Consider the following 23,322-nt stretch of genomic DNA (forward strand, 5'->3'; position numbering starts at 1 on the left):
GGATTACGGGACAGCCCTGAGCGAAACGCGGGGCCCGGCTCGCACGTGCCGGGCCCCGCGCGCCGCCTCACCTCACGTGCTCCTGCATGCCCTTGGGCTCTTCGGCCTGCTCCGGTACGAAGGCGATCTCACCGTCCAGCACCTTCTTCGCCGTCACCCGGTCCAGCGCGCCTTCCCAGCGGGACACCACGAAGACGGCGACACAGTTGCCGAGCAGGTTCGTCAGGACACGCATCGCGTCCATGATCCGGTCGACGCCGAGCAGCAGCGCCACGGCTCCCGCCGGGATGACGCCCAGCGCGGACGCGGTCGCGGACAGGGCGAGGAAGGCCGAGCCGGCGACGCCCGCCATCCCCTTGCTGGTGAGCATCAGGACGAGCACGACGGTGATCTGCTGTCCGATGGTCAGGTCCACGCCGACCGCCTGGGCGATGAAGAGCGTGCCGACGGAGAGATAGATCGAGGCGCCGTCGAGGTTGAAGGAGTAGCCGGTCGGGAGCACCAGGCCGACCGCGTCGTCCCGGCAGCCGGCCGCTCGCAACTTCTGCATCATGCGCGGCATCACGGTCTCGCTGGAGGCGGTACCGAGCGCGAGCAGTATCTCCTCACGCGTGTAGCGCATGAACTTCCACAGGCTGATCCCGGTGACGGTCTTGAGCGCGAGCGCGAGCAGGCACAGGAAGAGCAGGGCGACGCCGTAGCAGACGGCGATCAGTTTGCCGTACGTGGAGAGCGCCCCGAGGCCGTACTCGCCCACCAGGTGCGCCGTTGCGCCGAAGACCGCGAGCGGGGCGAGCTTCATGACGAATCCGACGACGGCGAAGACGACTTCCTGGGCCTGCTCGATGGCGGGCAGGATCGCCGGCACCTTCGTGCTGCCGAGGTGGAGCAGCGCGGCGCCGACCAGGCAGGACAGGACGAGGACCTGGAGGAGGGAGTTCTCGGCGAAGGCGCCGACCGCGCTGTCGGGCAGCGAGTGGAGGATGAACTCCGAGGTCGAGGGCAGCTCCCCGCCGCCGGTCCTGGCGCTCACGGCCGAGGTGTCGAGCGTGGCCGGGTCGACGTTCATGCCTCTGCCGGGTCCGACGAGGTTTCCGGCGAGCAGACCGAATACGAGGGCGAAAGTGGTGGCGACCTCGAACCAGATGAGGGCCTTGACCCCGATGCGGCCGAAGGCCTTGAGGTCGCCCGCCTTGGTGATCCCGGCGACGACCACGCAGAAGACGAGCGGGGCGATCATGGCCTTGATCAGGCGGACGAATCCGTCGCCGAGCGGCTGGGCGGCCGAGGCGGCCTCGGGCCAGAGCCGTCCGACGAGGACGCCGAGCAACAGCGCGCAGGCGACCTGCGCGAAAAGCGAGGTGCGCAGCAGACGGGCGGTGCGTCGCGCGAGGGTCGGCGCGACAGGTGGGGCTGGTGGGGCGGCGTGCGGCACGGGCACTCCTCCGTAGCGGACTTCTGTCATGCGGAAAGTAACTTCCGCAGTGCGGGCCACTATGTCGAAGCTGCGTCTTTCGCAAAAGACCCCGAGCTCCGTCCGGAAAAATCTTGGACCTTGCTCCAAACAGCCCCCGAGCCCCACCCCCGACCGGCGGCTCAGTAGCGCAGACGGTCGTCCGCGACCATGCCGTGGGCAGGTCGGCGGCAGAACCCGGACATGACGGAGGACTCCCGGGAAGCCCTGCTCCCCAGGAGTCCTCCACCGCCGACTCCTGCTACTCCTTCGGTGAACCCAGCCGCAGCAGATGCTCCCGTCCCGCGCTCAGCAGCCCGGGCAGTTCGGCCGCGTCCGGGTGCCAGCGCTTCTCGTACTCCCAGCAGACCCAGCTGTCCGCGTCCAGCGTGTCCAGGCAGGCACCCAGCGGCAGCACCCCGGCCCCGAGCGCCAACGGTTCGGTGTCCTCCGCCGACGCGATGTCCTTGACCTGCACGTATCCCAGGTGCGGGGCGAGCACCGCATGGCTCGCGACCGGCTCCTCGCCCGCCAGCCAGGTGTGCATGGTGTCCCACAGCGCACCGACCTGCCGGTGTCCGACCGTCCCGACGATCCGGGCCACGTCGGCACCGGCCCGGTGCGAGTCATGGGTCTCCAGCAGGATCCGTACACCCAGGTCGGCGGCGTAGGGGGCGGCGGCGCCCAGTCGGCGGGCGGCGTTCGCATCGGCCACCTCCGGGTCCAGCCCGCCGCCACCGGGGAAGACCCGGACGTGGGAGGCGCCCAGATCCCGCGCCAGCTCCACCAGCCCGGCGAGCTCGTCCAGCACCGGCTGGTCGTGCCCCTCGGCGGCGACCCGGACGTACCCGGCGACGGTCAGGATCTCGACGCCGCCCTTCTTGAACTCCTCGGCCACGTCGGCGCGTTCGGCCGAGGAGAGCCCCGGGTGCACCGGCTCCTCGGGGTGGGCGCGCAGCTCCACCCCCTGGTAGCCGTGGTCGACGGCGAGCCGGATGACGTCGGTGATCGGCATCCCCGGTACTCCGAGGGTCGAGAAAGCGAGCTTCACTGGACTCCTCGCGAGGAAGTCCGGTCCTTGAGGGCCGGGAGGAATCGGATCTCGGTCTTGCTCTGACGTGCGCGGATGCACGGATCTGGGCTCATTTGTCAGTGGCTCCCGATACGGTGAATGGGGTGAAGGTCGTGGTGCAGGTGAAGCTCATGCCCTCGCCCGAGGTGGCGACTGTGCTTGAGGCGACCCTGCGCGCCTGCAACCGGGCGGCCGTCCGGGCATCTTCCCTGGCGTACGAGACGGGTACGACGTCCCGCAACGAGTTGCAGAAGCTTGTCTACGCAGGGCTGAAGGCGGACTTCGGGCTCGGCGCGCAAGCGGCCGTGCGGACGGTCAAGAAGGTCGTGGACGCGTACACGACGCTGCGCGCCAACATCCGGGCGGGGAACCTCGGTCCCGAGGGAAGTAAGCGCCGCAGGCAGGCAGAGTCCAAGCCCATCGTGTTCCGCCCCGATGCGGCGCAGCCGTACGACGACCGCATCCTGTCCTGGCAGCACGACGCGGGGACGGTATCCATCTGGACGACGGTGGGCCGCATCAAGAGCATCCCTTTCGTGGGGCATCCGGACCAGCTCAAGACACTGCGGGAGTATCGCAAGGGTGAGTCGGACCTCGTCCACCGGGACGGGAAGTGGTTCCTCATCGCGGTGTGCGAGGTCCCCGAGGCCGACCGGTTCGAGCCGGTGGACTGGATCGGGGTGGACCGGGGCATCGTGAACCTCGCGACCACCTCGGACGGTGACAACTACCAGGGGCGGCGCCTCGGCCGGTACCGGCGCCGGCATGCGGCCAAGCGCGCCGAACTGCAGGCGAAGCAGAGCCGTTCGGCAACCCGCCGGGCCAAGCGCCGGGCAAAGAAGGAAGCCCGGCACGCCGGGCACATCAATCACAAGATCAGCAAGGAGATCGTGGCCGTCGCACAACGCACCGGACGCGGGATCGCCCTCGAAGAACTCGATGGCATCCGTGACCGGGTACGGCCCTCCCGCGACCAGCGGGCCACGCTCTCCTCGTGGCCGTTCTGCCAGCTCGAAGAGCACATCCGGGACAAAGCCCGCCGGGCCGGAGTGCCGGTGATCGCGGTGGATGCCCACTACACCTCGCAGATGTGCCCCAGGTGCGGGCACACCGCGCGAAACAACCGTCCCTCCCGGGACTGCTTCTCCTGTCGTCGGTGCGGGCTCGCTGGTCCGGCCGACGTCGTCGCCGGGGTCAACGTGCGTAACCGCGCACGCTCGGCGTGGGTTCTCGTCAACGGACCCGTACCACAACGGACTTAACACCTCCCCCGCTGGTAGATGCGACCCGTGACCGCCCTGTCGTAGGGGGCAGTCGGGAGCGCGACACGGCTTGCAGGCCGGGCTTACAAGCTCGGTCCTTCAGAGCCGAGAAGTTGACGTGCGTGTTCCTTCCACGGCACACGGCATGCGTTACGGGTACCCGGGAGCCGACAGCGGAATCAGCGGAAGGCGTCGGCGACGGGGAAGCTGCGGGGCAGGGCGACGCCGTCCAGCGCGTCCCAGGCGCTGGCCCTGTCCATGGGCGTGGTCGTCATGAGGGCCTCCCGAATGCCGGTCGTTCCACGATATCGCGGCGTCACTTCCGCGGCGGCGCCGTCGACCCCCGCACCATCAGCTCCGCCGCGATCGTCGCGATGCCTCCGGGCGGCGGGGTCTCCTTGCCCATCGCCAGCCGGCCGGCCCGCGCGCCCGCCTCGAACAGCGGCAGCCGTACGGTCGTCAGGGCCGGGACCGCGTCCACCGAGAACGGCAGGTCGTCGAAACCGGCCACGGAGATGTCCTCGGGGATACGCAGACCGCGGTCCCGGATCGCCGCGCTCGCGCCCAGGGCCACGGTGTCGTTGGCGGCGACGATCGCCGTCACCTCCGGTTCGCGGCGCAGGAGTTCGAGCGTCGCGTCGTAACCTGACCGGCGGTCGTACGGACCGTGGACGGTGAGACGATCCTCGTCCCGGGCGTTCGCGAGACGCCCTTCCGTGGTCGTGTCGTCCCCGTACAGGCCCGCCGCCGCCATCGCGTCGCGGTGCCCTTCCAGCCGGTGGCGCGTCGTCGTCCGCTCCACCGGGCCCGCGACATAACCGATCCGCCGGTGGCCGAGCGTCAGCAGGTGCTCGGTGAGGCGTCGGCCGCCGCCCCGGTTGTCGAAGGCGAGCGCCGCCACGACCGCTTCGCCCTCGGGCAGCGGGGGCCGCCCGCACAGCACCACCCTGGTCCCGGCGTCCGCGAGTTTCGCCAGCTTCGCTGCCATCGCCGCCTGGTGCGCCGGGTCCTCCACCGCGCCGCCGGTGAGAATGACGGCCGCGGCGCGCTGACGCTGGAGCAGGGTGAGGTAGGTGAGTTCGCGTGCGGGGGAGCCACCGGTGTTGCAGACGACGGCGAGCTTCTCGCCCCCGGCCCGCCCTGAGCCGTCGCCCGGCCCGCCGATCTCGGTCTGCGCCGCCCCGGCCATGATCCCGAAGAACGGGTCGGCGATGTCGTTGACCAGGATGCCGACCAGGTCGGACGTGGCGGCGGCGAGCGAGCTGGCCGGTCCGTTGAGTACGTAGTCCAGGTCGTCCACCGCGCGCAGCACCCGCTCCCGGGTGGACGCCGCCACCGGGTAGTTGCCGTTGAGCACACGCGACACGGTGGCGGGCGACACCCGGGCGCGAGCCGCCACGTCCGCGAGGGTGACTGTCATCGCTTCCTCCGAGGGTTTTGGACGGAGCCCTCTTGTCCGGGCCGCTGTCGGCAGGCTAGCGTCATACCGCATAGAAAGCGCTTGCTACGGCTGTATGGAGGGAACTTCGTGACACGCAGGACAGTGCGCATCGCCATGAACGGCGTCACGGGTCGCATGGGATACCGGCAGCACCTGGTGCGCTCGATCCTCGCGATCCGCGAGCAGGGCGGCCTCGACCTCGGCGACGGCGAGGTGCTGTGGCCCGAGCCCGTCCTCGTCGGCCGCCGCGCCCATGCGCTGGAGGAACTCGCCGCCCAGCACGGTCTGACCGAGTGGTCGACCGACCTCGACGCGGTCCTCGCGGACGACACCATCGACATCTACTTCGACGCCCAGGTCACCTCGGCCCGCGTCGAAGCGATCAAGAAGGCGATCGCCGCGGGCAAGCACATCTACACCGAGAAGCCCACCGCGACGGACGTCGAGGGCGCACTGGAGCTGGCCCGCCTCGCCAAGGACGCCGGGATCAAGCACGGCGTCGTCCAGGACAAGATCTTCCTGCCGGGCCTGCTGAAGCTGAAGCGCCTCATCGACGGCGGCTTCTTCGGCGAGATCCTCTCCGTGCGCGGCGAGTTCGGCTACTGGGTCTTCGAGGGCGACTGGCAGGAGGCCCAGCGCCCCTCCTGGAACTACCGTGCCGAGGACGGCGGCGGCATCGTCGTCGACATGTTCCCGCACTGGGAGTACGTGCTCCACGAGCTGTTCGGCCAGGTCAAGACCGTTCAGGCGCACGTCCAGACGCACATCCCGCAGCGCTGGGACGAGCAGGGCAAGCCGTACGCCGCCACCGCCGACGACGCCGCCTACGGCATCTTCCAGCTAGCCGGCGGCGCCGTCGCCCAGATCAACTCCTCCTGGACCGTCCGCGTCAACCGCGACGAACTCGTCGAGTTCCAGGTCGACGGAACGCACGGCTCCGCCGTTGCCGGGCTGCGCAACTGCCGCGTCCAGCACCGCTCGGCCACCCCCAAGCCGGTCTGGAACCCCGACCTCCCGGTCACCGAGTCGTTCCGCGACCAGTGGCAGGAAGTCCCCGACAACGCCGTCTTCGACAACGGCTTCAAGGCCCAGTGGGAGCTCTTCCTGCGCCACATCGTGCTCGACGAGCCGTACACCTGGGACCTGATGGCCGGCGCCCGCGGTGTCCAGCTCGCCGAGCTCGGGCTCAAGTCCTCCGCCGAGGGCCGACGCCTGGACGTACCGGAGCTGACGCTGTGACGATCCATCTCCCGCAGGGCCCGTACGAACCCCGAACCACCCCGCTCGACCTCGCACCGGCCGGGGCTCCGCTCGCCTCCCGTACGGTCTTCTCCGCCGCCCATGTCGTCGCCGACCCGTACGCCGACATCAGCCCCGACGACCCCGCGGCCGTCGACTGGGACGCCACTCTCGCCTTCCGCCGCCATCTGTGGTCGCACGGCCTCGGCGTCGCCGAAGCCATGGACACCGCCCAGCGCGGCATGGGTCTGGACTGGGCCGGCGCCGCCGAGCTCATCCGCCGCTCCGCCGCCGAGGCAAAGGCCGTCGGCGGCCGGATCGCATGCGGCGTCGGCACCGACCAGCTCCCCGCAGGGCCCGCCACGCTCGCCGAGGTGAAGGCCGCGTACGAGGAGCAGCTCACCCTCGTCGAGGAGAGCGGCGCCCAGGCCATCCTGATGGCGTCCCGCGCCCTCGCCGCCGCGGCGAACGGCCCCGAGGACTACCTGGAGACGTACGCACACCTGCTGCGCCAGGCCTCGGAGCCGGTCGTCCTGCACTGGCTCGGCCCGATGTTCGACCCCGCGCTGGAGGGGTACTGGGGCTCATCGGACCTCGACGCCGCCACCGGCACCTTCCTGAAGGTCATCGCCGAACACCCCGACAAGGTCGACGGCATCAAGATCTCGCTCCTCGACGCCGAGCGCGAGATCGACGTACGCCGCCGTCTTCCCGGTGGGGTCCGCTGCTACACCGGCGACGACTTCAACTACCCCGAGCTGATCGCGGGCGACGACCGGGGCTTCAGCCACGCCCTGCTCGGCATCTTCGACCCGCTCGGCCCGTTGGCCGCCCACGCGGTACGCGTCCTGGACACCGGGGACGTGAAGGGCTTCCGCGAACTCCTCGACCCCACGGTCGAGCTGTCCCGGCACCTCTTCCAGGCGCCCACTCGCTTCTACAAGACGGGCGTGGTCTTCCTCGCCTGGCTGGCCGGCCACCAGGACCACTTCACGATGGTCGGCGGCCTCCAGTCCGCCCGTTCACTGCCCCACCTGGCGAAGGCGTACGAACTCGCCGACCGACTGGGCCTGTTCCCCGACCCGGAGCTGGCCGAATCCCGGATGCGCGCCCTGCTCACGGTCAACGGAGGTGTCCGGTGACGGACGTGTCGCGTCTGAGCATCAACCAGGAGACCATCAAGCAATGGTCGCTGCCCGAGCTCACCGAGGGTTGCGTCAAGGCGGGCATCGACAAGGTCGGCCTGTGGCGGGGCCCTGTCCAGGAGTACGGAGTCGAGCGCACCGCGCAGCTTCTGAAGGACGCGGGCCTGACCGTCACCAGCCTCTGCCGGGGCGGCTTCTTCACCGCGCTCGACCCGGCCGAACGGGCCCGGGCCCTGGACGACAACCGTGCGGCGATCGACGAGGCGGCGGCCCTGTCCACCGACACCCTGGTCCTGGTCTCCGGCGGTCTCCCGCCCGGCAGCCGCGATCTCCACGGCGCCCGCGAACGCATTGCGGAAGCGCTTGCCGAGCTGGGCCCGTATGCGCAGGAACGCGGTGTACGCCTGGCGATCGAACCGCTGCACCCGATGTTCGCCTCGGACCGCTGTGTCGTCTCCACCCTGTCCCAGGCCCTGGACATCGCGGAGCACTTCCCGGCGGAGCAGGTCGGTGTGGTCGTCGACACGTACCACATCTGGTGGGACGACCAGGCGGCCGCACAGATCGCGAGGGCGGGGGAGGGCGGCCGTATCCACTCGTTCCAGCTGGCGGACTGGATCACCCCGCTCCCGGCGGGCGTACTCGTCGGACGGGGGCAACTCGGCGACGGGAGCATCGACTTCCGCGCATTCCGCGAGATGGTCGAGGCCACCGGCTTCGACGGACCGATCGAGGTGGAGATCTTCAACGAGGACCTGTGGGCGCGCGACGGCGCCGAGGTCCTCGCGGAGGTCGCGGCGCGGTACGTCGAGCACGCCTGCTGAGAGCGGATTCGAAGCGGCGGGTAAAGACATCGCAAAGGGGTGCAACCCTTCCGTACCCTGCCGGGTCGTATCTTGCGTCGGGCGCTTCCGGGAGGGATCCGGGGGGATCGGGAAGCCCTGACGGGGGGAAAGCGAGAGGGGTCCGGTCTTCTGACCGGACCCCATTTCGTCTTACCGGGAACGTCTCGTACGGCTCCTGTGGCCGGTCGGACCGGACCGGGCCGGCTCGGTAGCCGCCGAGATCGGTTTCATCGCAAGCTGATCAGTAGGCCGAGTTGACGTTGTCGATCGAGCCGTAGCGGTGGGCCGCGTAGTTGCAGGCGGCGGTGATGTTGGCGACCGGGTCGTAGATGTTCCACGAGGTGCCGGGGACGTGGTACGCCTTGAAGGTCGGGTCTATGACCTGGAGCAGACCCTTGGACGGGATGCCCTTGGCGGCATTCGAGTCCCAGTTGTTGATGGCGTTGGGGTTGCCGGAGGACTCGCGCATCAGGTTCTTGTAGATGCCGTTGTAGGAGCCCGGGATGCCTTGCGCCCGCATGATCTCCAGTGACTGGTTGATCCAGGTGTTGACGCTGCCGCCGGCCTGGGCGGGGGTGGCGGCCGAGGCGGCCGGGGCACTGACGAGGGAACCGGCGACGACTGCGGCGCCGGCGGCGGCCATGCCCAGCGAGATCTTCTTCGTCTGGGCCATGCGAGCGAACTTCTTGGACATCGCGGAGATCTGCATCGGAAATTACCTCTTCCGTGGGGATGCCAAGAATTCTTAAACGGGGTTCAAGTTCCGGTCAATGACCCTCATTACTATCGGGATACGTACAGGGAACGGGCAACAGTGTCCGAAATGGCCGTAAACGGGCCATGAGAGGGGCTCTTTGCCCTACTAAGTCGTATCATGGTGACGCATGCCATATCGCCCACATCACACGACAGAAGTATTAAATCCCCCCAAAACGGACATAGATATATTGCCCTGCACCACCCGAAGAGCCCTCTATTCGCTTCGCCACGCGTAATGAATAAAAAGCGCAATGCAATGAAGGCGCGGTCGGCCCATTCAATGCGGCCAGGGAGCCCGAGGGGGTGGGCGCCGAGCCTCTCCGGACCATCCGGCTCGTCTGGAGCAGCCGGCTGCGGATCTGCCTGGCCCCGCATGCGAGCGGGGGTGACTCACCGGCTGCTGGACGGCGTCAGGGGCTTTCTGGGCCAGGAGCGTCGAGCCGGACAGAGCCGGCGCCGCGGCATGGGCCCCGGCGGGTCACCACCGGTCGCCGACACGCACCTTGTCCCACCGGCTCTTGGATATGCACAGCTCGTGCGCGTCGTCGTCCAGCTCGATCTGCCAGCACGCCGGATGCCGGTGCGAGACACGGTGGGTGCCGGTCCGCACCGTGCGGCACGACCTCTTGGTCTTGCCGTTGCTCCGGGACGTGGTGCACTGCCTCTTCGTGACTGGCTCGGTCGTCCACGTGGTGCGGGCCGGCTTGTACTCCTTCTCGGTTACGGTGCCGTGCACCTTGCTGCTGCCACAGGAGGCCAGCAGCAGTACGGTCACGGACACCGCCGCCAGGGCGGCGATCCGGCGGAAAGGCATGGGCAGGTCCTCTGTAGCAAAGGGGGCGATGCCGGGCCGGGTCGGGAGTGTGGCGACGGCGCTGGTCAGCGCAGCATCATAGGGACGGTTGCCTGCGCGCCGCCAGACGATCCGGCGGAACGACGGTCGCTCCCCGGCGAGCCGGGCGTCCTCGGGCATGGGTGCCGGCAGTTCCAGCCCGACCTGCGCCTACGCGGAGCGTGGCGCGGTGGGATTCGCTGTCACCAGGATGAGCGGAACGCCGTCACAGGGCCGTAGTTGGAGTCCGTCATGTTCGATGCCGGCGGTCCGGCCGGTCAGTACCGTCGCGAAAATCGGGTCCTTGGCGAGTGAGCCGACCATGTATTGGGGGTCGGTGGAGGCGGCGACCCGGCCGCGTGCGTTCACCAGGCGGGCGGGTTCCGGCAGGCGTTGGAGCAGGGGCATGACGACCGCTTCGAAGCGCCGCAGGTAGACGTCGGCAGCCGTCACTCCCATGAAGCGTCCTCCTACCGTCACCGGTGCGGAGAGAGTGAGGCTGTATTCGTCGGAGCAGAGGTAGTCGACGTACGGCCCGGCGACGGCCCGCTGCCCGGTGTCGCGGGGCAGGGTGTACCAGTCCCAGTGGGTGTAGTCGGAGTAGGGCGAGCGCTCCGGGTCCAGGTCGAGCAACAGCGGATGCACGGACCCGTCCGCGGCGGTCTGCCACCACTCGAGCCACGCCGGTACGTCGTCGAGCAGTCCTGGTGCCGCGACGAAGCCGAGCCCCGAGACCAGTTCGTACTGGGCGAGGCGGGCATGCAGGCCGGGGCGGAGCGCGGCCAGATCGGCCGAGACCGGACGGCGGCCGCCCGCGACGGCCGGGGCGAGCACCGCCTCGGTGTCCGCAGCAGTCCTGGCCACGGCGTCGAAGACTCCTTCGAGCGCATCACGGACACGGGCGGCCGCGTCGGCGACGGTCATCTCGTCACGTAGGACCGGTCCGGCCTCGCTTCCGAGACGGGGACTGCTGCCCATCGGGGGCCTCCTTCGGACGTGGACCGCGCGCACCGTCGGCAGAGCCGAGGCGGAGTTCGATCAGGCGCGCCATGGAGGCCTGCACGCATTGTTCGGCCAGGGCCCTGGCACGGTCATCCGCCCCATCATGCACGGCCGAGATTACGGCGCGGTGACGATCCACGGAGTCCTTGAGATGCTCGTCCTCGCCGAGCGGGAGGCGCAGCAGTGCCCCCAGTTCGGTCTGGAGGGTGACCTCTTCCCTGGTCAGCCGGGCGGACTGGGCGGCCGCGGCCAGTTCGACATGGAAGCGCCCGACGATGCGACTGCGCGCCCCGGAGTCCTTGGCGTCCACCAACTCTTCCAGAGACCTGCGCAGTTGCCGCAGATCATCGGGCTCGGTGCGCTGGGCCGCGAGCCGGGCGGCGGTCCCGGACACGGCCGCCCAGTGGTCGGCGAGATCGCGGAGTTCCTCGGTGCTCCACTCGGCGAGACGGGCCAGGAGCCGGTCCTCCGCGGGGCCGTCGGGCACGGTGACGAAGCTGCCTCCGCCACGCCCTCTGCGGGTGGTGACCAGCCCCTGCTGCCGCAACGCCATCAGGGCTTCCCGCAGGGTCACGGTGGAGACGCCGAGCTGGGCCGCAAGGTCGGTCTCGCCGGGGAGTTGCTCGCCGTCGGCGAGCAGCCCGAGGTCGATGGCGTCACCGAGCCGCCGCACGACGGCGTCCACGCGGGCCAGGGTGTCGACGGGTGTGAAGACGACTCTGCGGGCGCCGGGTTTGTCTCGGTTCACGATCACCACCTTGCCAGTTGGCACAGCCTTTACCTTAGCGGGGCCTTGAAATTTGAACTATGACTTCATATGTTTACGGCCAACTCCCGACAGCACCAGAAAGGTTCCCGCCCATGGAGGGAATGGCCATTCGGCTGCAGAACCTGCGCAAGACGTTCGGCAGGACAGAGGCCGTGGCCGGAGTCGAACTGGAGATCGCGGACGGCGAGTTCTTCTCGATGCTGGGACCGTCCGGCTCCGGCAAGACCACGGTGCTCCGGATGATCGCCGGGTTCGAGGCCCCCACCAGCGGAACCGTCGAGCTCGCGGGCTCCGATGTCACCCGTCTGGCGCCCTTCGAGCGCGACGTGCACACCGTCTTCCAGGACTACGCGCTCTTCCCGCACATGACCGTGGAGCAGAACGTCGCCTACGGCCTCAAGGTCCGCAAAGTGCCCAAGCCCGAGCGTCTGAAGCAGGCCAGGGAGGCTCTGGCGAGCGTACGTCTCGCGGACTTCGGCACCCGTCGCCCGTCCCAGCTCTCCGGAGGCCAGCGCCAGCGCGTGGCGCTGGCCCGCGCCCTGGTCGGACGGCCGAAGGTGCTCCTGCTCGACGAGCCGCTGGGCGCCCTCGACCTCAAGCTGCGCGAGCAGATGCAGGTCGAGCTCAAGGCGATCCAGCGCGAGGTCGGCATCACCTTCGTCTTCGTCACCCACGACCAGGAGGAGGCGCTGACGATGAGCGACCGGATCGCGGTCTTCAACCAGGGGCGCGTCGAGCAGGTCGGCACTCCGGCCCAGATATACGAACGTCCCGCCACGCCGTTCGTCGCCGGCTTCGTCGGTACCTCGAACCTGCTGACCGACGACGCCGCGGAGCAGGTCGTGGGCGACCGGGCGACGTACAGCATCCGGCCGGAGAAGATCCGCGTACTCAAGGAATCAGCACTCGCCGACGAGCCGCGGCACTCCCGTGCCACCGGCACCGTCGCGGAGGTCGTCTACCTGGGGGACGCCACCCGCTTCCTGGTGGACCTCGACGCGGGCGGCCGACTCACCGCCCTCCAGCAGAATCTGGAGACCTCGTCCGAGGACGTCGCCGCCTTCCGCGGCTCCCGGGTCACGCTCCAGTGGCACCAAAGGCACAACTTCAGGGTCCCTGGGACACGGTGACCGCGCGGACACGCGCAACACAACCTCCGGGCTCCTGAAGCCCGGTGACCGTACACACCCGCACGACCCTTCCCCGCCGTTTCCCCCTTCCGTGGAGATCCCTGTGCGTCTGAACCGAACGTCCCGAGCAGCGGCCACGCTCGGCGCCCTGCTCCTTGCCGCCGCCTGCGGTTCTTCGGACACCGCCGGGACGTCGCCCGGCGGCGGCGCCTTCACCCCGCCGAAGCTCGCCGCGCAGAAGTCCCTCGGCAGGACGGAGGGGCAGGTGAACCTGATCGCCTGGGCGGGCTACGCCGAGGACGGCTCGAACGACCCGAAGGTCGACTGGGTCACCGACTTCGAGAAGCAGACCGGCTGTCAGGTCAACACCAAGACCGCGGGCACCTCCGACGAGATGGTCAGCCTGATGAAGACCGGCCAGTACGACGCGGTCTCGGCCTCCGGCGATGCGTCGCTGCGCCTGATCGCGTCCGGCGACGCCGCACCCGTCAACACCAAGCTGGTACCCAACTACAAGGACGTCTTCTCCGGGCTCAAGGACCAGCAGTGGAACTCGGTCAAGGGTGTCTCCTACGGCATCCCGCACGGCCGTGGCGCCAATCTCCTGATGTACAACACGAAGAACGTTTCCCCGGCACCCGACTCCTGGTCCGTGGTCTTCGACAAGTCCTCGGCGTACAAGGGGAAGGTCACGGCGTACGACTCGCCCATCTACATCGCGGACGCCGCCCTGTACCTGATGAAGAGCAAGCCGTCCCTCGGCATCAAGGACCCGTACGCCCTGGACCAGAAGCAGTTCGACGCCGCGGTCGCCCTGCTCAAGGAGCAGAACGCGAACGTCGGCGAGTACTGGAGCGACTACCTCAAGGAGGTCTCCGCCTTCAAGAGCGGTGACTCCGTGGTCGGCACCAGCTGGCAGGTCATCCTGAACACCGCCCAGGCCGAGAAGGTCCCGGTCAAGGCCGTCCTTCCCGAGGAGGGCGCCACCGGCTGGTCCGACACCTGGATGATCTCCGCGAAGGCGAAGCACCCGAACTGCGCCTACAAGTGGATGGACTGGATCGTCTCCCCGAAGGTGAACGCTCAGGTCGCCGAGTACTTCGGCGAGGCCCCCTCCAACGCCAAGGCCTGTGCGGAGACCGCCGACAAGAACCACTGCACCACGTATCACGCGGCCGACGAGTCGTACTGGAATCAGGTCCACTTCTGGACCACGCCCATCCCGCAGTGCGTGGACGGACGCACGGACACCACGTGCGTGCCGTACGCCAAGTGGGTCCAGGCCTGGACCGGGATCAAGGGCTGAGGGTTACCCACCGATGACCGACACCGCGCACGCCGCCGGACCCGTCCGGCGGCTCGCCGGGATCCTGCACCGACGCCCCCGGCTGCAGCTGTCCCTGCTGCTCTCCGCGCCGCTGGCCTGGCTCGTCCTGGCCTACCTCGGCTCGCTCACCGTGCTGTTCCTGTCCGCGTTCTGGACCACGGACGCCTTCACCTCGAACGTGGTGAAGGTCTGGAACACGGACAACTTCACCGCGCTGTTCACCACCGACGTCTACCGGCAGGTCGCCCTGCGCAGTGTCGGCGTCGCCCTCGCGGTCACCGTGCTGTGTGTCCTGATCGCCTTCCCCATCGCCTTCTACACGGCCCGCATCGCGCAGCCCAGGTGGCGGCCGCTCCTCGTCGTGGCGATCCTCACTCCGCTGTGGGCCAGCTACCTCGTCAAGGCGTACGCCTGGCGGCTCATCCTCGCCCAAGGCGGCCTGCTCGACTGGCTGTTGGGGCCACTCGGCATCAAAGGGCCCGGTTACGGTCTGACCGCGACCGTCCTCGTGCTGACGTACCTGTGGCTGCCGTACATGGTCCTGCCGATCCACGCCGGACTCGAGCAGCTCCCGGCCAACCTCCTGGACGCCTCCGCAGACCTCGGCGCCCGCACCGGCAGAACCTTCCGTGCCGTGGTGCTGCCGATGGTCCTTCCGTCCGTCGCGGCCGGGTCGGTCTTCACCTTCTCGCTCAGCCTCGGCGATTACATCGCCGTGCAGATCGTCGGCGGCAAGACCCAGCTCATCGGCAACCTCATCTACTCCAACATCACTCTGGACCTGCCGCTGGCCGCCGCGCTCGGCACGGTGCCGGTGGTCATCATCGTGCTCTATCTGCTCGCGGTGCGCCGCACCGGAGCCCTCAGCAGCCTCTGACGGTCCGCATCGCATCACGCACAGCGAAGGTCCCTACGATGAATCTCTCCCGCCCCGCGCGCATCACTGTGCGCATCGCCGCCGCGCTCGGCTTCGCGGTGATCTACGTCCCGCTGCTCCTGGTCCTCATCAACTCCCTCAACCCGGACCGTAGTTCGGGCTGGCCGCCGCCCGGACTCACCTTCGACTGGTGGGTCGATGCCTGGCACAGCTCCGGCGCCCGCGGCGCGCTGTGGACCTCACTCAAGGCCGGGCTCGGCGCGACCGCGATCGCCCTGGTCCTCGGCACGCTCGTCGCCTTCGCCTGCCAGCGCTACAAGTTCTTCGGACGCGAGGCCATCTCCTTCGTGGTCGTCCTGCCGATCGCGCTGCCCGGCATCGTCACCGGCGTCGCGCTCAACACCGCCTTCCGCACGGTCCTCGAACCGCTCGGCGTGGGCCTTGGCCTGTTCACCGTCATCGTCGGACACGCCACCTTCTGCATCGTGGTCGTCTTCAACAACGTGATCGCCCGGCTGCGCCGGATGCCCGGATCCTACGAGGAGGCCGCCATGGACCTCGGGGCGCACACCTTCCGTACGTTCGTCGACGTCACCTTCCCGCTGGTGCGCTCCGCGCTCGTCGCGGGCGGGCTCCTCGCCTTCGCACTCTCCTTCGACGAGATCGTCGTGACGACCTTCACCGCAGGGCCCGGCGTCCAGACCCTCCCCGTCTGGATCTTCTCCAACATGGCCCGGCCCCAACAGGCACCCGTCGTCAACGTCGTCGCCGCCGTCCTGGTCCTGCTCTCCGTCATACCGATCTATCTCGCCCAACGGCTGTCGTCGGACACCGCCTCCGGCAGTCGTATCTGAGAGGAGCAGCTCCCACTCTCAAGAAGCTTCCTGGGCACCGAGGTCGTCTCCCGGGCCGCCTTCATCGGCTTCGCCGCCGAACTCGCAGGCGATCTCGCGGTCGGCGACCGGCTGCTGCACACCGAGCGCCGCCACATCCTCGGCGTCGGCGGCAGTTGTCCCACCGCGTGGGTCCGTGACTCGGCGTGTGGAGTGTCGGTGGCGCCCGATACGGTCGAGGCATGTCCAACATGGCCGTCCTCGAAGGGGTCCTGGAGCGGATCACCTACGCGAACGAGGAGAACGGGTACACGGTCGCCCGCGTCGACACGGGTCGGGGTGCGGGTGATCTGCTGACCGTCGTCGGTTCGCTGCTGGGTGCGCAGGTCGGGGAGTCCCTGCGGATGGAGGGGCGCTGGGGCTCGCACTCCCAGTACGGCAAGCAGTTCACGGTGGAGAACTACACGACCGTGCTGCCCGCCACCATCCAGGGCATCCGCCGTTACCTCGGCTCCGGACTGATCAAGGGCATCGGGCCGGTGATGGCCGACCGGATCACCACCCACTTCGGCGTCGACACGCTCGACATCATCGAGCAGCAGCCGAAGCGGCTGGTCGAGGTCCCGGGGCTCGGCCCGAAGCGGACGAAGATGATCGCCGCCGCCTGGGAGGAGCAGAAGGCGATCAAGGAGGTGATGGTCTTCCTCCAGGGTGTGGGCGTCTCCACCTCCATCGCCGTCCGTATCTACAAGAAGTACGAGGACGCCTCGATCTCCGTCGTGAAGAACCAGCCCTACCGGCTGGCCGCCGACGTCTGGGGCATCGGCTTCCTCACCGCGGACAAGATCGCGCAGGCGGTCGGCATCCCGCACGACAGTCCGGAGCGGGTCAAGGCGGGGCTGCAGTACGCGCTGTCGCAGTCCACCGACCAGGGGCACTGCTTCCTCCCGGAGGAGCGGCTGATCGCCGATGCGGTCAAGCTGCTCCAGGTCGATACGGGTCTGGTCATCGAGTGCCTCGCCGAACTGGCCGAGGATCCGGAAGGCGTCGTACGGGAGAAGGTGCCGTCGCCCGAGGGAGGCGAGCCGATCACCGCGATCTACCTCGTGCCGTTCCACCGCGCCGAGGTCGCTCTCGCCGCGCAGGTGCAGCGGCTGCTGCGGACCCCCGAGGACCGGCTGCCGGCCTTCCAGGACGTGGACTGGGGCAAGGCCTTGACATGGCTCGCCGGTCGTACCGGGGCGACGCTCGCCCCCGAGCAGGAGGCGGCCGTACGGCTCGCGCTCAGCCGGAAGGTCGCCGTGCTGACCGGCGGACCCGGCTGCGGCAAGTCGTTCACCGTCCGCTCCATCGTCGAGCTGGCCCGGGCCAAGCGCGCAAAGGTCGTTCTGGCCGCGCCCACCGGGCGGGCCGCGAAACGGCTGTCCGAGCTGACCGGCGCCGAGGCGTCCACCGTGCACCGGCTGCTGGAACTGAAGCCGGGCGGGGACGCGGCCTACGACCGGGACCGTCCGCTGGACGCCGATCTCGTCGTCGTCGACGAGGCGTCGATGCTCGATCTGCTGCTCGCCAACAAGCTGTTCAAAGCCGTGGCACCCGGTGCCCATCTGCTGCTCGTCGGGGATGTCGACCAGCTGCCCTCGGTCGGCGCGGGGGAGGTGCTACGCGACCTGCTCGCCGAGGGCGGACCCGTTCCCGCGGTCCGGCTGACGACGATCTTCCGCCAGGCCCAGCAGTCCGGAGTCGTCACCAACGCCCACCGGATCAACTCCGGGACGCCGCCGCTCACCCAGGGCCTGAGCGACTTCTTCCTCTTCGTCGAGGACGAGACCGAGGAGGCGGGCGTCCTCGCGGTGGACGTCGCGGCCCGTCGTATTCCGGCCAAATTCGGCCTCGACCCGAGGCGTGACGTCCAGGTCCTCGCCCCCATGCACCGCGGTCCGGCCGGCGCGGGCACGCTCAACGGACTGCTGCAGCAGGCCATCACCCCGGCCCGCCCCGACCTGCCGGAGAAGCGGATGGGGGGCCGGGTCTTCCGGGTCGGCGACAAGGTCACCCAGATCCGAAACAACTACGACAAGGGGGAGAACGGCGTCTTCAACGGCACGGTCGGCGTTGTCACCACCCTTGACCTCGATGAACAGCAGCTGACGGTCCTCACCGACGAGGACGAGGAGATCCCGTACGACTTCGACGAGCTGGACGAGCTGGCTCACGCGTACGCCATGACGATCCACCGATCCCAGGGCAGCGAGTACCCGGCCGTCGTCATCCCCGTCACCAAGAGCGCCTGGATGATGCTCCAGCGGAACCTGCTGTACACGGCCGTGACGAGGGCCAAGAAGCTCGTTGTGCTGGTCGGCTCCCGGCAGGCGATCGGCCAGGCGGTCCGCACGGTTTCCGCAGGCAGACGCTGTACGGCGCTGGATTACCGGTTGCGCGGAGGGTCGGGCGGAGGATCAGCGGAAAAAAATGATCGATCAAATCGGTGGCAAACATCACGAGGCCCTTCCGGAACCGGAGTCAAGGGGGCAGGATGAGTAAGTTGGCGGCACTGAGTGCCGCCAGTAGGTCCAATGGACGACCCCGAGTGCACTCTCCTGAGCCAAATGGGGGAGGGTGGAGACAGTCAGGGAACCTCGAAGAAGAGGCACTACGTCGGTGAGGGATGACGTGAGCGACAACTCTGTAGTACTGCGGTACGGCGATGACGAGTACACCTACCCGGTGATCGACAGCACCGTCGGCGACAAGGGCTTCGACATCGGGAAGCTCCGGGCACATACCGGCCTGGTGACGCTGGACAGCGGATACGGCAACACCGCCGCGTATAAATCCGCCATCACCTACCTCGACGGTGAGCAGGGCATCCTGCGGTACCGCGGCTATCCCATCGAGCAGCTCGCCGAGCGCTCGACGTTCCTCGAGGTCGCGTACACGCTCATCAACGGTGAGCTTCCGAAGGTCGACGAGCTTTCGACCTTCAAGAACGAGATCACCCAGCACACGCTGCTGCACGAGGACGTCAAGCGGTTCTTCGACGGCTTCCCGCGCGACGCCCACCCGATGGCCATGCTGTCCTCGGTCGTCAGCGCGCTGTCCACGTTCTACCAGGACAGCCACAACCCGTTCGACGAGGAGCAGCGCCACCTCTCGACGATCCGCCTGCTGGCCAAGCTGCCGACGATCGCCGCGTACGCGTACAAGAAGTCGATCGGCCACCCCTTCGTCTACCCGCGCAACGACCTCGGGTACGTCGAGAACTTCCTGCGCATGACCTTCTCGGTCCCCGCCCAGGAGTACGAGCTGGACCCGGTCGTCGTCTCCGCGCTCGACAAGCTGCTCATCCTGCACGCGGACCACGAGCAGAACTGTTCGACCTCCACCGTGCGTCTGGTCGGTTCCTCGCAGGCGAACATGTTCGCCTCGATCTCGGCCGGTATCTCGGCGCTGTGGGGCCCGCTGCACGGTGGCGCCAACCAGTCGGTGCTGGAGATGCTCGAAGGCATCCAGGCCAACGGCGGCGATGTCGACTCCTTCATCCGCAAGGTGAAGAACAAGGAGGACGGCGTCCGGCTGATGGGCTTCGGCCACCGCGTCTACAAGTCCTTCGACCCGCGCGCCAAGATCATCAAGGCTGCGGCCCACGACGTGCTGTCCGCGCTCGGCAAGTCCGACGAGCTGCTCGACATCGCGCTGAAGCTGGAGGAGCACGCGCTCTCCGACGAGTACTTCGTCTCGCGCAACCTCTACCCCAACGTGGACTTCTACACGGGTCTGATCTACCGGGCCATGGGCTTCCCGACCGAGATGTTCACCGTCCTCTTCGCGCTCGGCCGGCTCCCCGGCTGGATCGCCCAGTGGCACGAGATGATCAAGGAGCCGGGTTCCCGCATCGGCCGCCCGCGCCAGATCTACACCGGCGAGGTCCTGCGCGACTTCGTCCCGGTCGAGGGCCGCTGAATCCCGTAGCACCCTCTGTATCACCCCGGCCACTGCGGCCGGGCTGCCTTCGCCCCGCGTACCGCGCTTTCGCACAGAGCGCGGTGTCCGGGGCGATTTGCGTACCCGGCCCAGGCCCCAAGGGCTGTCCCGTAGCGAGAAGCGCCCCGCCGCCGATCCCCCCACGGGCCGGCAGCGAGGCGCTTCCCATGTCCCGGAGCGGATTCCCCCCACGGGATCCGGCCGGGCGTCTGCGGGAGCCGAAGCTCCTGGGTGTTCCTCGGTACTGCTGCACTACGTCACTGCGGTTGCACGTCTCGCGGTCTGCCGGGGTACGTACCTTCGGGAGGGCCGCTCAAAGCTCCCCGGTGCACGTGCCCCGGCCAACGCTTGCCTGAAGCATCCCCCAAGACACTTCGTCGGACGTCCCCCAAGACATCCTTGGCATCGCACTCTTAGACTCGCGAACCCATCGGATGGTTACCCTCAAACCGATGTGATCTAGATCTCTTTGTGGAAATCATGTGAAGGCGCGCAACCGCAGGCTGTTCGTCACGACGAAGACCGATGAGAAGGCCATCGCCGCTCCGGCAATCATAGGGTTGAGCAGGCCAAATGCCGCAAGGGGTAGGGCGGCAACGTTGTAGCCAAATGCCCAGAAAAGGTTGCCCTTGATCGTGGTCAGGGTGCGTCGGGAGAGCCGGATGGCATCGGCGGCCACCTTGAGATCTCCACGAACGAGGGTCAGATCGCTCGCCTCGATCGCGGCGTCCGTGCCGGTGCCCATGGCCAGCCCGAGGTCGGCGGTGGCGAGGGCCGCCGCGTCGTTGACACCGTCCCCGACCATCGCGACCGAACGTCCCTCCGCCCGGAGCCGCTCGATGACGTGCACCTTCTCCTCGGGGAGCACCTCGGCATAGACCTCGTCGATGCCGACGGCACGGGCGACGGCGTCCGCCACGGCCCGGTTGTCGCCGGTCAGCAGCACCGGCCTGAGACCGAGGGCGCGCAGCTCGGCAACGGCTGTCGCGCTGGAGTCCTTGATCGCGTCGGCGACCCCGAGAACGCCACGCGCCTCGCCGTCCCAGGCGACCGCGATGGACGTACGTCCCTGGGCCGCCGCGTCCGCGAGGGCGCCGGACAGCGCCTCCGGGACGGTGATCCCGGCGTCGGTGAGCAGCTGGGGGCGTCCGACGAGCACCTGGTGCCCGTCGACGGTGCCGCGTACCCCGAGCCCCGGGACGTTGGTGAAGGTCTGGACGGCGGGGAGCGCGGCCCCGGTGCGTTCGGCGGCGCCGGTGGCGACGGCCTGGGCGATCGGGTGCTCGGAGGCGTGCTCCAGGGCGCCGGCCAGCCGCAGCAGCTGCGCCGCGTCGGTGCCGGGCGCCGCGTGGACGTTCTGGAGGGCCATCCGGCCGGTGGTGACCGTGCCGGTCTTGTCCAGGACGATCGTGTCGATACGCCGGGTGGTCTCCAGGACCTCCGGGCCCTTGATCAGGATGCCGAGCTGCGCGCCGCGCCCCGTACCCACCATGAGCGCGGTGGGAGTGGCGAGGCCGAGCGCGCAGGGGCAGGCGATGATCAGTACGGCGACGGCGGCGGTGAACGAGGCGGTCACGTCGTCCGTGAACAGCAGCCAGACGACCAGGGTGGCCAGCGCGAGCAGCAGGACGACCGGGACGAAGACCGCGGAGATCCGGTCGGCGAGGCGCTGCACCTCGGCCTTTCCGTTCTGGGCGTCCTCGACGAGCCTGGCCATCCGGGACAGCTGGGTATCGGCGCCGACCCGTGTCGCCTCGATGACGAGCCGGCCGCCCGCGTTGAGCGTGGCACCGGTGACGCAGTCCCCGACCCCGACCTCGACCGGCACGGACTCGCCGGTGAGCATCGACGCGTCCACCGCCGAGGTGCCCTCGACGACGGTGCCGTCGGTGGCGATCTTCTCGCCGGGACGGACCACGAAGTGGTCGCCGACGGTGAGCCGGGCGACAGGGATGCGCACTTCGGTGCCGTTCCTGAGGACGGAGACGTCCTTCGCGCCGAGGTGCATCAGCGCACGCAGCGCGGAACCGGCCTTCCGCTTGGACTTCGCCTCCAGATAGCGGCCCAGCAGGATGAAGGTGATGACCCCGGCGGCCACCTCCAGATAGATGGTGGAGGAGCCTTCCCCGAGCTCTCGGCTCCGCTCGAGCAGGGGAGACCCCATTGCGCGTGAGACCGAGAAGTCGAAGCCGTGCCGCATCCCGGTCATGCCCGCGTCCCCGAAGAACAGCGCCCAGAGCGACCAGCCGAACGCGGCGAGCGTGCCGACGGAGACGAGGGTGTCCATGGTGGCCGCGCCGTGCCGAAGGTTGGTCCAGGTGGCGCGGTGGAAGGGCAGTCCGCCCCAGACGACCACGGGGGCGGCGAGGCTGAGGGAGAGCCACTGCCAGTTGTCGAACTGGAGGGACGGGACCATGGCCAGGAGCACGACGGGGGCGGCGAGGACGGCCGAGACGATCAGCCGCTGCCGCAGGGCGGCGAGAGCGTCGGCCGCGCCGCGCTCGGCTTCGGTTTCCTCCGGCGCGGTGTCGGTGTCCGCCGCGGCTTCGGTTTCCCGGGTCTGTCGGGTCCCTCCGGTCCGTTCGGCCTCGGCGCGGCTGGTGGCCTCGGGCGTCGAGGACGTTTCCGGGGGTGGCGTCGGTGCGGGCCGTTGTACCGGCTGTGCGGTGTATCCGGTCTTCTCGACCGTGGCGATCAGGTCGGCCAGCCGGGTCCCGGCACCGAACGCGACGCGCGCCTTCTCTGTCGCGTAGTTCACGGACGCGGTGACGCCGTCCATCCGGTTGAGCTTCTTCTCGACGCGGGCCGCGCACGAGGCGCAGGTCATCCCGCCGATCGTGAGTTCCGCTTCCGAACTCACGACTGCCGGGGCTTCGGCCTCTGTAGCGCTGTGCATGTCCGAACTCCTGAAATGCCGACCGGGCCGTGTCCCACCAGTATCTGCTGGTCGGTCCGGCCCGGCGGTGCAAGGGGTGGTGCAGGTGATGCTGACGGTGCGGGGTCTTGGGGGTGTCCGGGTGGGGACGGCGTTCAGGCCTGACCGGCGAGCTCGTATCCCGCCTCGTCGACCGCGGCGCGGACGGCGTCCTCGGAGAGCGGCGCCTCGGAGACGACGGTCACCTGCCCGGTGGAGGCCACGGCCTTCACCGAGGTGACGCCTTCGATGCCGGAGATCTCCTCGGAGACGGCGCCCTCGCAGTGCCCGCAGGTCATGCCCGTCACCTGGTAGACGGTGGTGACCGCGCCCGCCGGTGCTTCGCTCTCCGCACCGTCGTGGCAGGAGCCACCGGGCGAGCAGCAGGAGCCGGTGGCCTGGGGGAGCTGGGTCTCGGTGGTCATGGTGTTCTCCTCT

At 69.0% G+C, this 23,322-nt stretch carries 18 protein-coding genes and 1 pseudogene; 10 read left to right on the forward strand and 9 right to left on the reverse strand.

Annotation, left to right across the window (positions count from 1 at the left end):
* Positions 1-67: 67 nt before the first annotated feature.
* Complete coding sequence (locus OG972_RS26395) at positions 68-1,372, reverse strand: cation:dicarboxylase symporter family transporter (protein WP_266990721.1); 1,305 nt, start codon at positions 1,370-1,372, stop codon at positions 68-70.
* A gap of 343 nt (positions 1,373-1,715) precedes the next feature.
* Positions 1,716-2,504 (reverse strand): sugar phosphate isomerase/epimerase, encoded by a 789-nt coding sequence (locus OG972_RS26400; RefSeq protein ID WP_266985444.1) that lies wholly within the window; start codon positions 2,502-2,504, stop codon positions 1,716-1,718.
* Between the two features lie 125 nt (positions 2,505-2,629).
* On the opposite strand from OG972_RS26400, the gene OG972_RS26405 reads away from it, so the two are divergent.
* A complete protein-coding gene (locus OG972_RS26405; RefSeq protein ID WP_266985446.1) occupies positions 2,630-3,787 on the forward strand; it encodes a transposase in 1,158 nt (385 codons plus the stop codon).
* A gap of 316 nt (positions 3,788-4,103) precedes the next feature.
* Here OG972_RS26405 and OG972_RS26410 read toward each other — a convergent pair whose 3' ends face one another.
* Positions 4,104-5,207 (reverse strand): LacI family DNA-binding transcriptional regulator, encoded by a 1,104-nt coding sequence (locus tag OG972_RS26410; RefSeq protein ID WP_266985448.1) that lies wholly within the window; start codon positions 5,205-5,207, stop codon positions 4,104-4,106.
* A 108-nt stretch (positions 5,208-5,315) separates the two neighbouring features.
* Here OG972_RS26410 and OG972_RS26415 point away from each other — a divergent pair, with 108 nt between their 5' ends.
* From OG972_RS26415 to OG972_RS26425, 3 genes are read left to right on the forward strand one after another with little or no spacing between them, the layout of a single operon-like run.
* Positions 5,316-6,467, forward strand: a complete 1,152-nt coding sequence (locus OG972_RS26415; RefSeq protein WP_266985450.1) for a Gfo/Idh/MocA family protein — start codon at positions 5,316-5,318, stop codon at positions 6,465-6,467.
* Positions 6,464-7,609 carry a dihydrodipicolinate synthase family protein gene (locus tag OG972_RS26420; RefSeq protein WP_266985452.1) on the forward strand — a complete coding sequence of 382 codons (1,146 nt, stop codon included), beginning with the start codon at positions 6,464-6,466 and terminating at the stop codon, positions 7,607-7,609. Before OG972_RS26415 ends, OG972_RS26420 begins: the two co-directional genes overlap by 4 nt.
* Positions 7,606-8,436, forward strand: a complete 831-nt coding sequence (locus OG972_RS26425) for a sugar phosphate isomerase/epimerase (RefSeq protein WP_266985454.1) — start codon at positions 7,606-7,608, stop codon at positions 8,434-8,436. The genes OG972_RS26420 and OG972_RS26425 overlap by 4 nt, the downstream gene beginning before the upstream one ends.
* Before the next feature lie 262 nt (positions 8,437-8,698).
* Here the strand turns inward: OG972_RS26425 and OG972_RS26430 are convergent, their stop codons facing one another.
* The 4 genes from OG972_RS26430 to OG972_RS26445 form a co-directional block, all read right to left on the reverse strand.
* Positions 8,699-9,166: a transglycosylase SLT domain-containing protein gene (locus OG972_RS26430; RefSeq protein ID WP_266985456.1), complete on the reverse strand. Its 468-nt coding sequence runs from the start codon at positions 9,164-9,166 to the stop codon at positions 8,699-8,701.
* A gap of 528 nt (positions 9,167-9,694) precedes the next feature.
* Positions 9,695-10,189, reverse strand: coding sequence for a hypothetical protein (locus tag OG972_RS26435; protein WP_266985458.1), 495 nt, complete (start codon positions 10,187-10,189; stop codon positions 9,695-9,697).
* A 30-nt stretch (positions 10,190-10,219) separates the two neighbouring features.
* Positions 10,220-10,972, reverse strand: coding sequence for a cache domain-containing protein (locus OG972_RS26440; protein ID WP_266990723.1), 753 nt, complete (start codon positions 10,970-10,972; stop codon positions 10,220-10,222).
* Between the two features lie 4 nt (positions 10,973-10,976).
* A complete protein-coding gene (locus tag OG972_RS26445; RefSeq protein WP_266985460.1) occupies positions 10,977-11,798 on the reverse strand; it encodes a FadR/GntR family transcriptional regulator in 822 nt (273 codons plus the stop codon).
* 113 nt (positions 11,799-11,911) lie between these two features.
* Here OG972_RS26445 and OG972_RS26450 point away from each other — a divergent pair, with 113 nt between their 5' ends.
* The 6 genes and pseudogenes from OG972_RS26450 to OG972_RS26475 all read left to right on the forward strand — a co-directional run bounded on the left by OG972_RS26450 (position 11,912) and on the right by OG972_RS26475 (position 19,949).
* On the forward strand, positions 11,912-12,949 hold the full coding sequence (locus tag OG972_RS26450; protein ID WP_266985462.1) for an ABC transporter ATP-binding protein: 1,038 nt from the start codon (positions 11,912-11,914) through the stop codon (positions 12,947-12,949).
* Between the two features lie 103 nt (positions 12,950-13,052).
* Complete coding sequence (locus OG972_RS26455) at positions 13,053-14,255, forward strand: ABC transporter substrate-binding protein (protein ID WP_266985464.1); 1,203 nt, start codon at positions 13,053-13,055, stop codon at positions 14,253-14,255.
* Between the two features lie 13 nt (positions 14,256-14,268).
* Entirely contained in the window at positions 14,269-15,153 is an 885-nt protein-coding gene (locus tag OG972_RS26460; protein ID WP_266985466.1) for an ABC transporter permease, read from the forward strand.
* 38 nt (positions 15,154-15,191) lie between these two features.
* On the forward strand, positions 15,192-16,007 hold the full coding sequence (locus tag OG972_RS26465) for an ABC transporter permease (RefSeq protein WP_266985468.1): 816 nt from the start codon (positions 15,192-15,194) through the stop codon (positions 16,005-16,007).
* Positions 16,008-16,228: 221 nt separating this feature from the next.
* Positions 16,229-18,451, forward strand: a pseudogene (locus OG972_RS26470) (ATP-dependent RecD-like DNA helicase); the annotation flags it as partial.
* A 208-nt stretch (positions 18,452-18,659) separates the two neighbouring features.
* Positions 18,660-19,949 (forward strand): citrate synthase, encoded by a 1,290-nt coding sequence (locus tag OG972_RS26475; RefSeq protein WP_266985472.1) that lies wholly within the window; start codon positions 18,660-18,662, stop codon positions 19,947-19,949.
* Positions 19,950-20,448: 499 nt separating this feature from the next.
* Here OG972_RS26475 and OG972_RS26480 read toward each other — a convergent pair whose 3' ends face one another.
* On the reverse strand, positions 20,449-22,866 hold the full coding sequence (locus tag OG972_RS26480; RefSeq protein ID WP_266985474.1) for a cation-translocating P-type ATPase: 2,418 nt from the start codon (positions 22,864-22,866) through the stop codon (positions 20,449-20,451).
* Positions 22,867-23,000: 134 nt separating this feature from the next.
* The gene (locus OG972_RS26485) at positions 23,001-23,309 is read right to left on the reverse strand and encodes a heavy-metal-associated domain-containing protein (RefSeq protein WP_266985476.1); all 309 of its coding nucleotides are present in this window, start codon (positions 23,307-23,309) and stop codon (positions 23,001-23,003) included.
* Between the last annotated feature and the right edge of the window lie 13 nt (positions 23,310-23,322).

Source organism: Streptomyces sp. NBC_01669 (assembly GCF_026339735.1).
GTDB lineage: Bacteria > Actinomycetota > Actinomycetes > Streptomycetales > Streptomycetaceae > Streptomyces > Streptomyces yanii.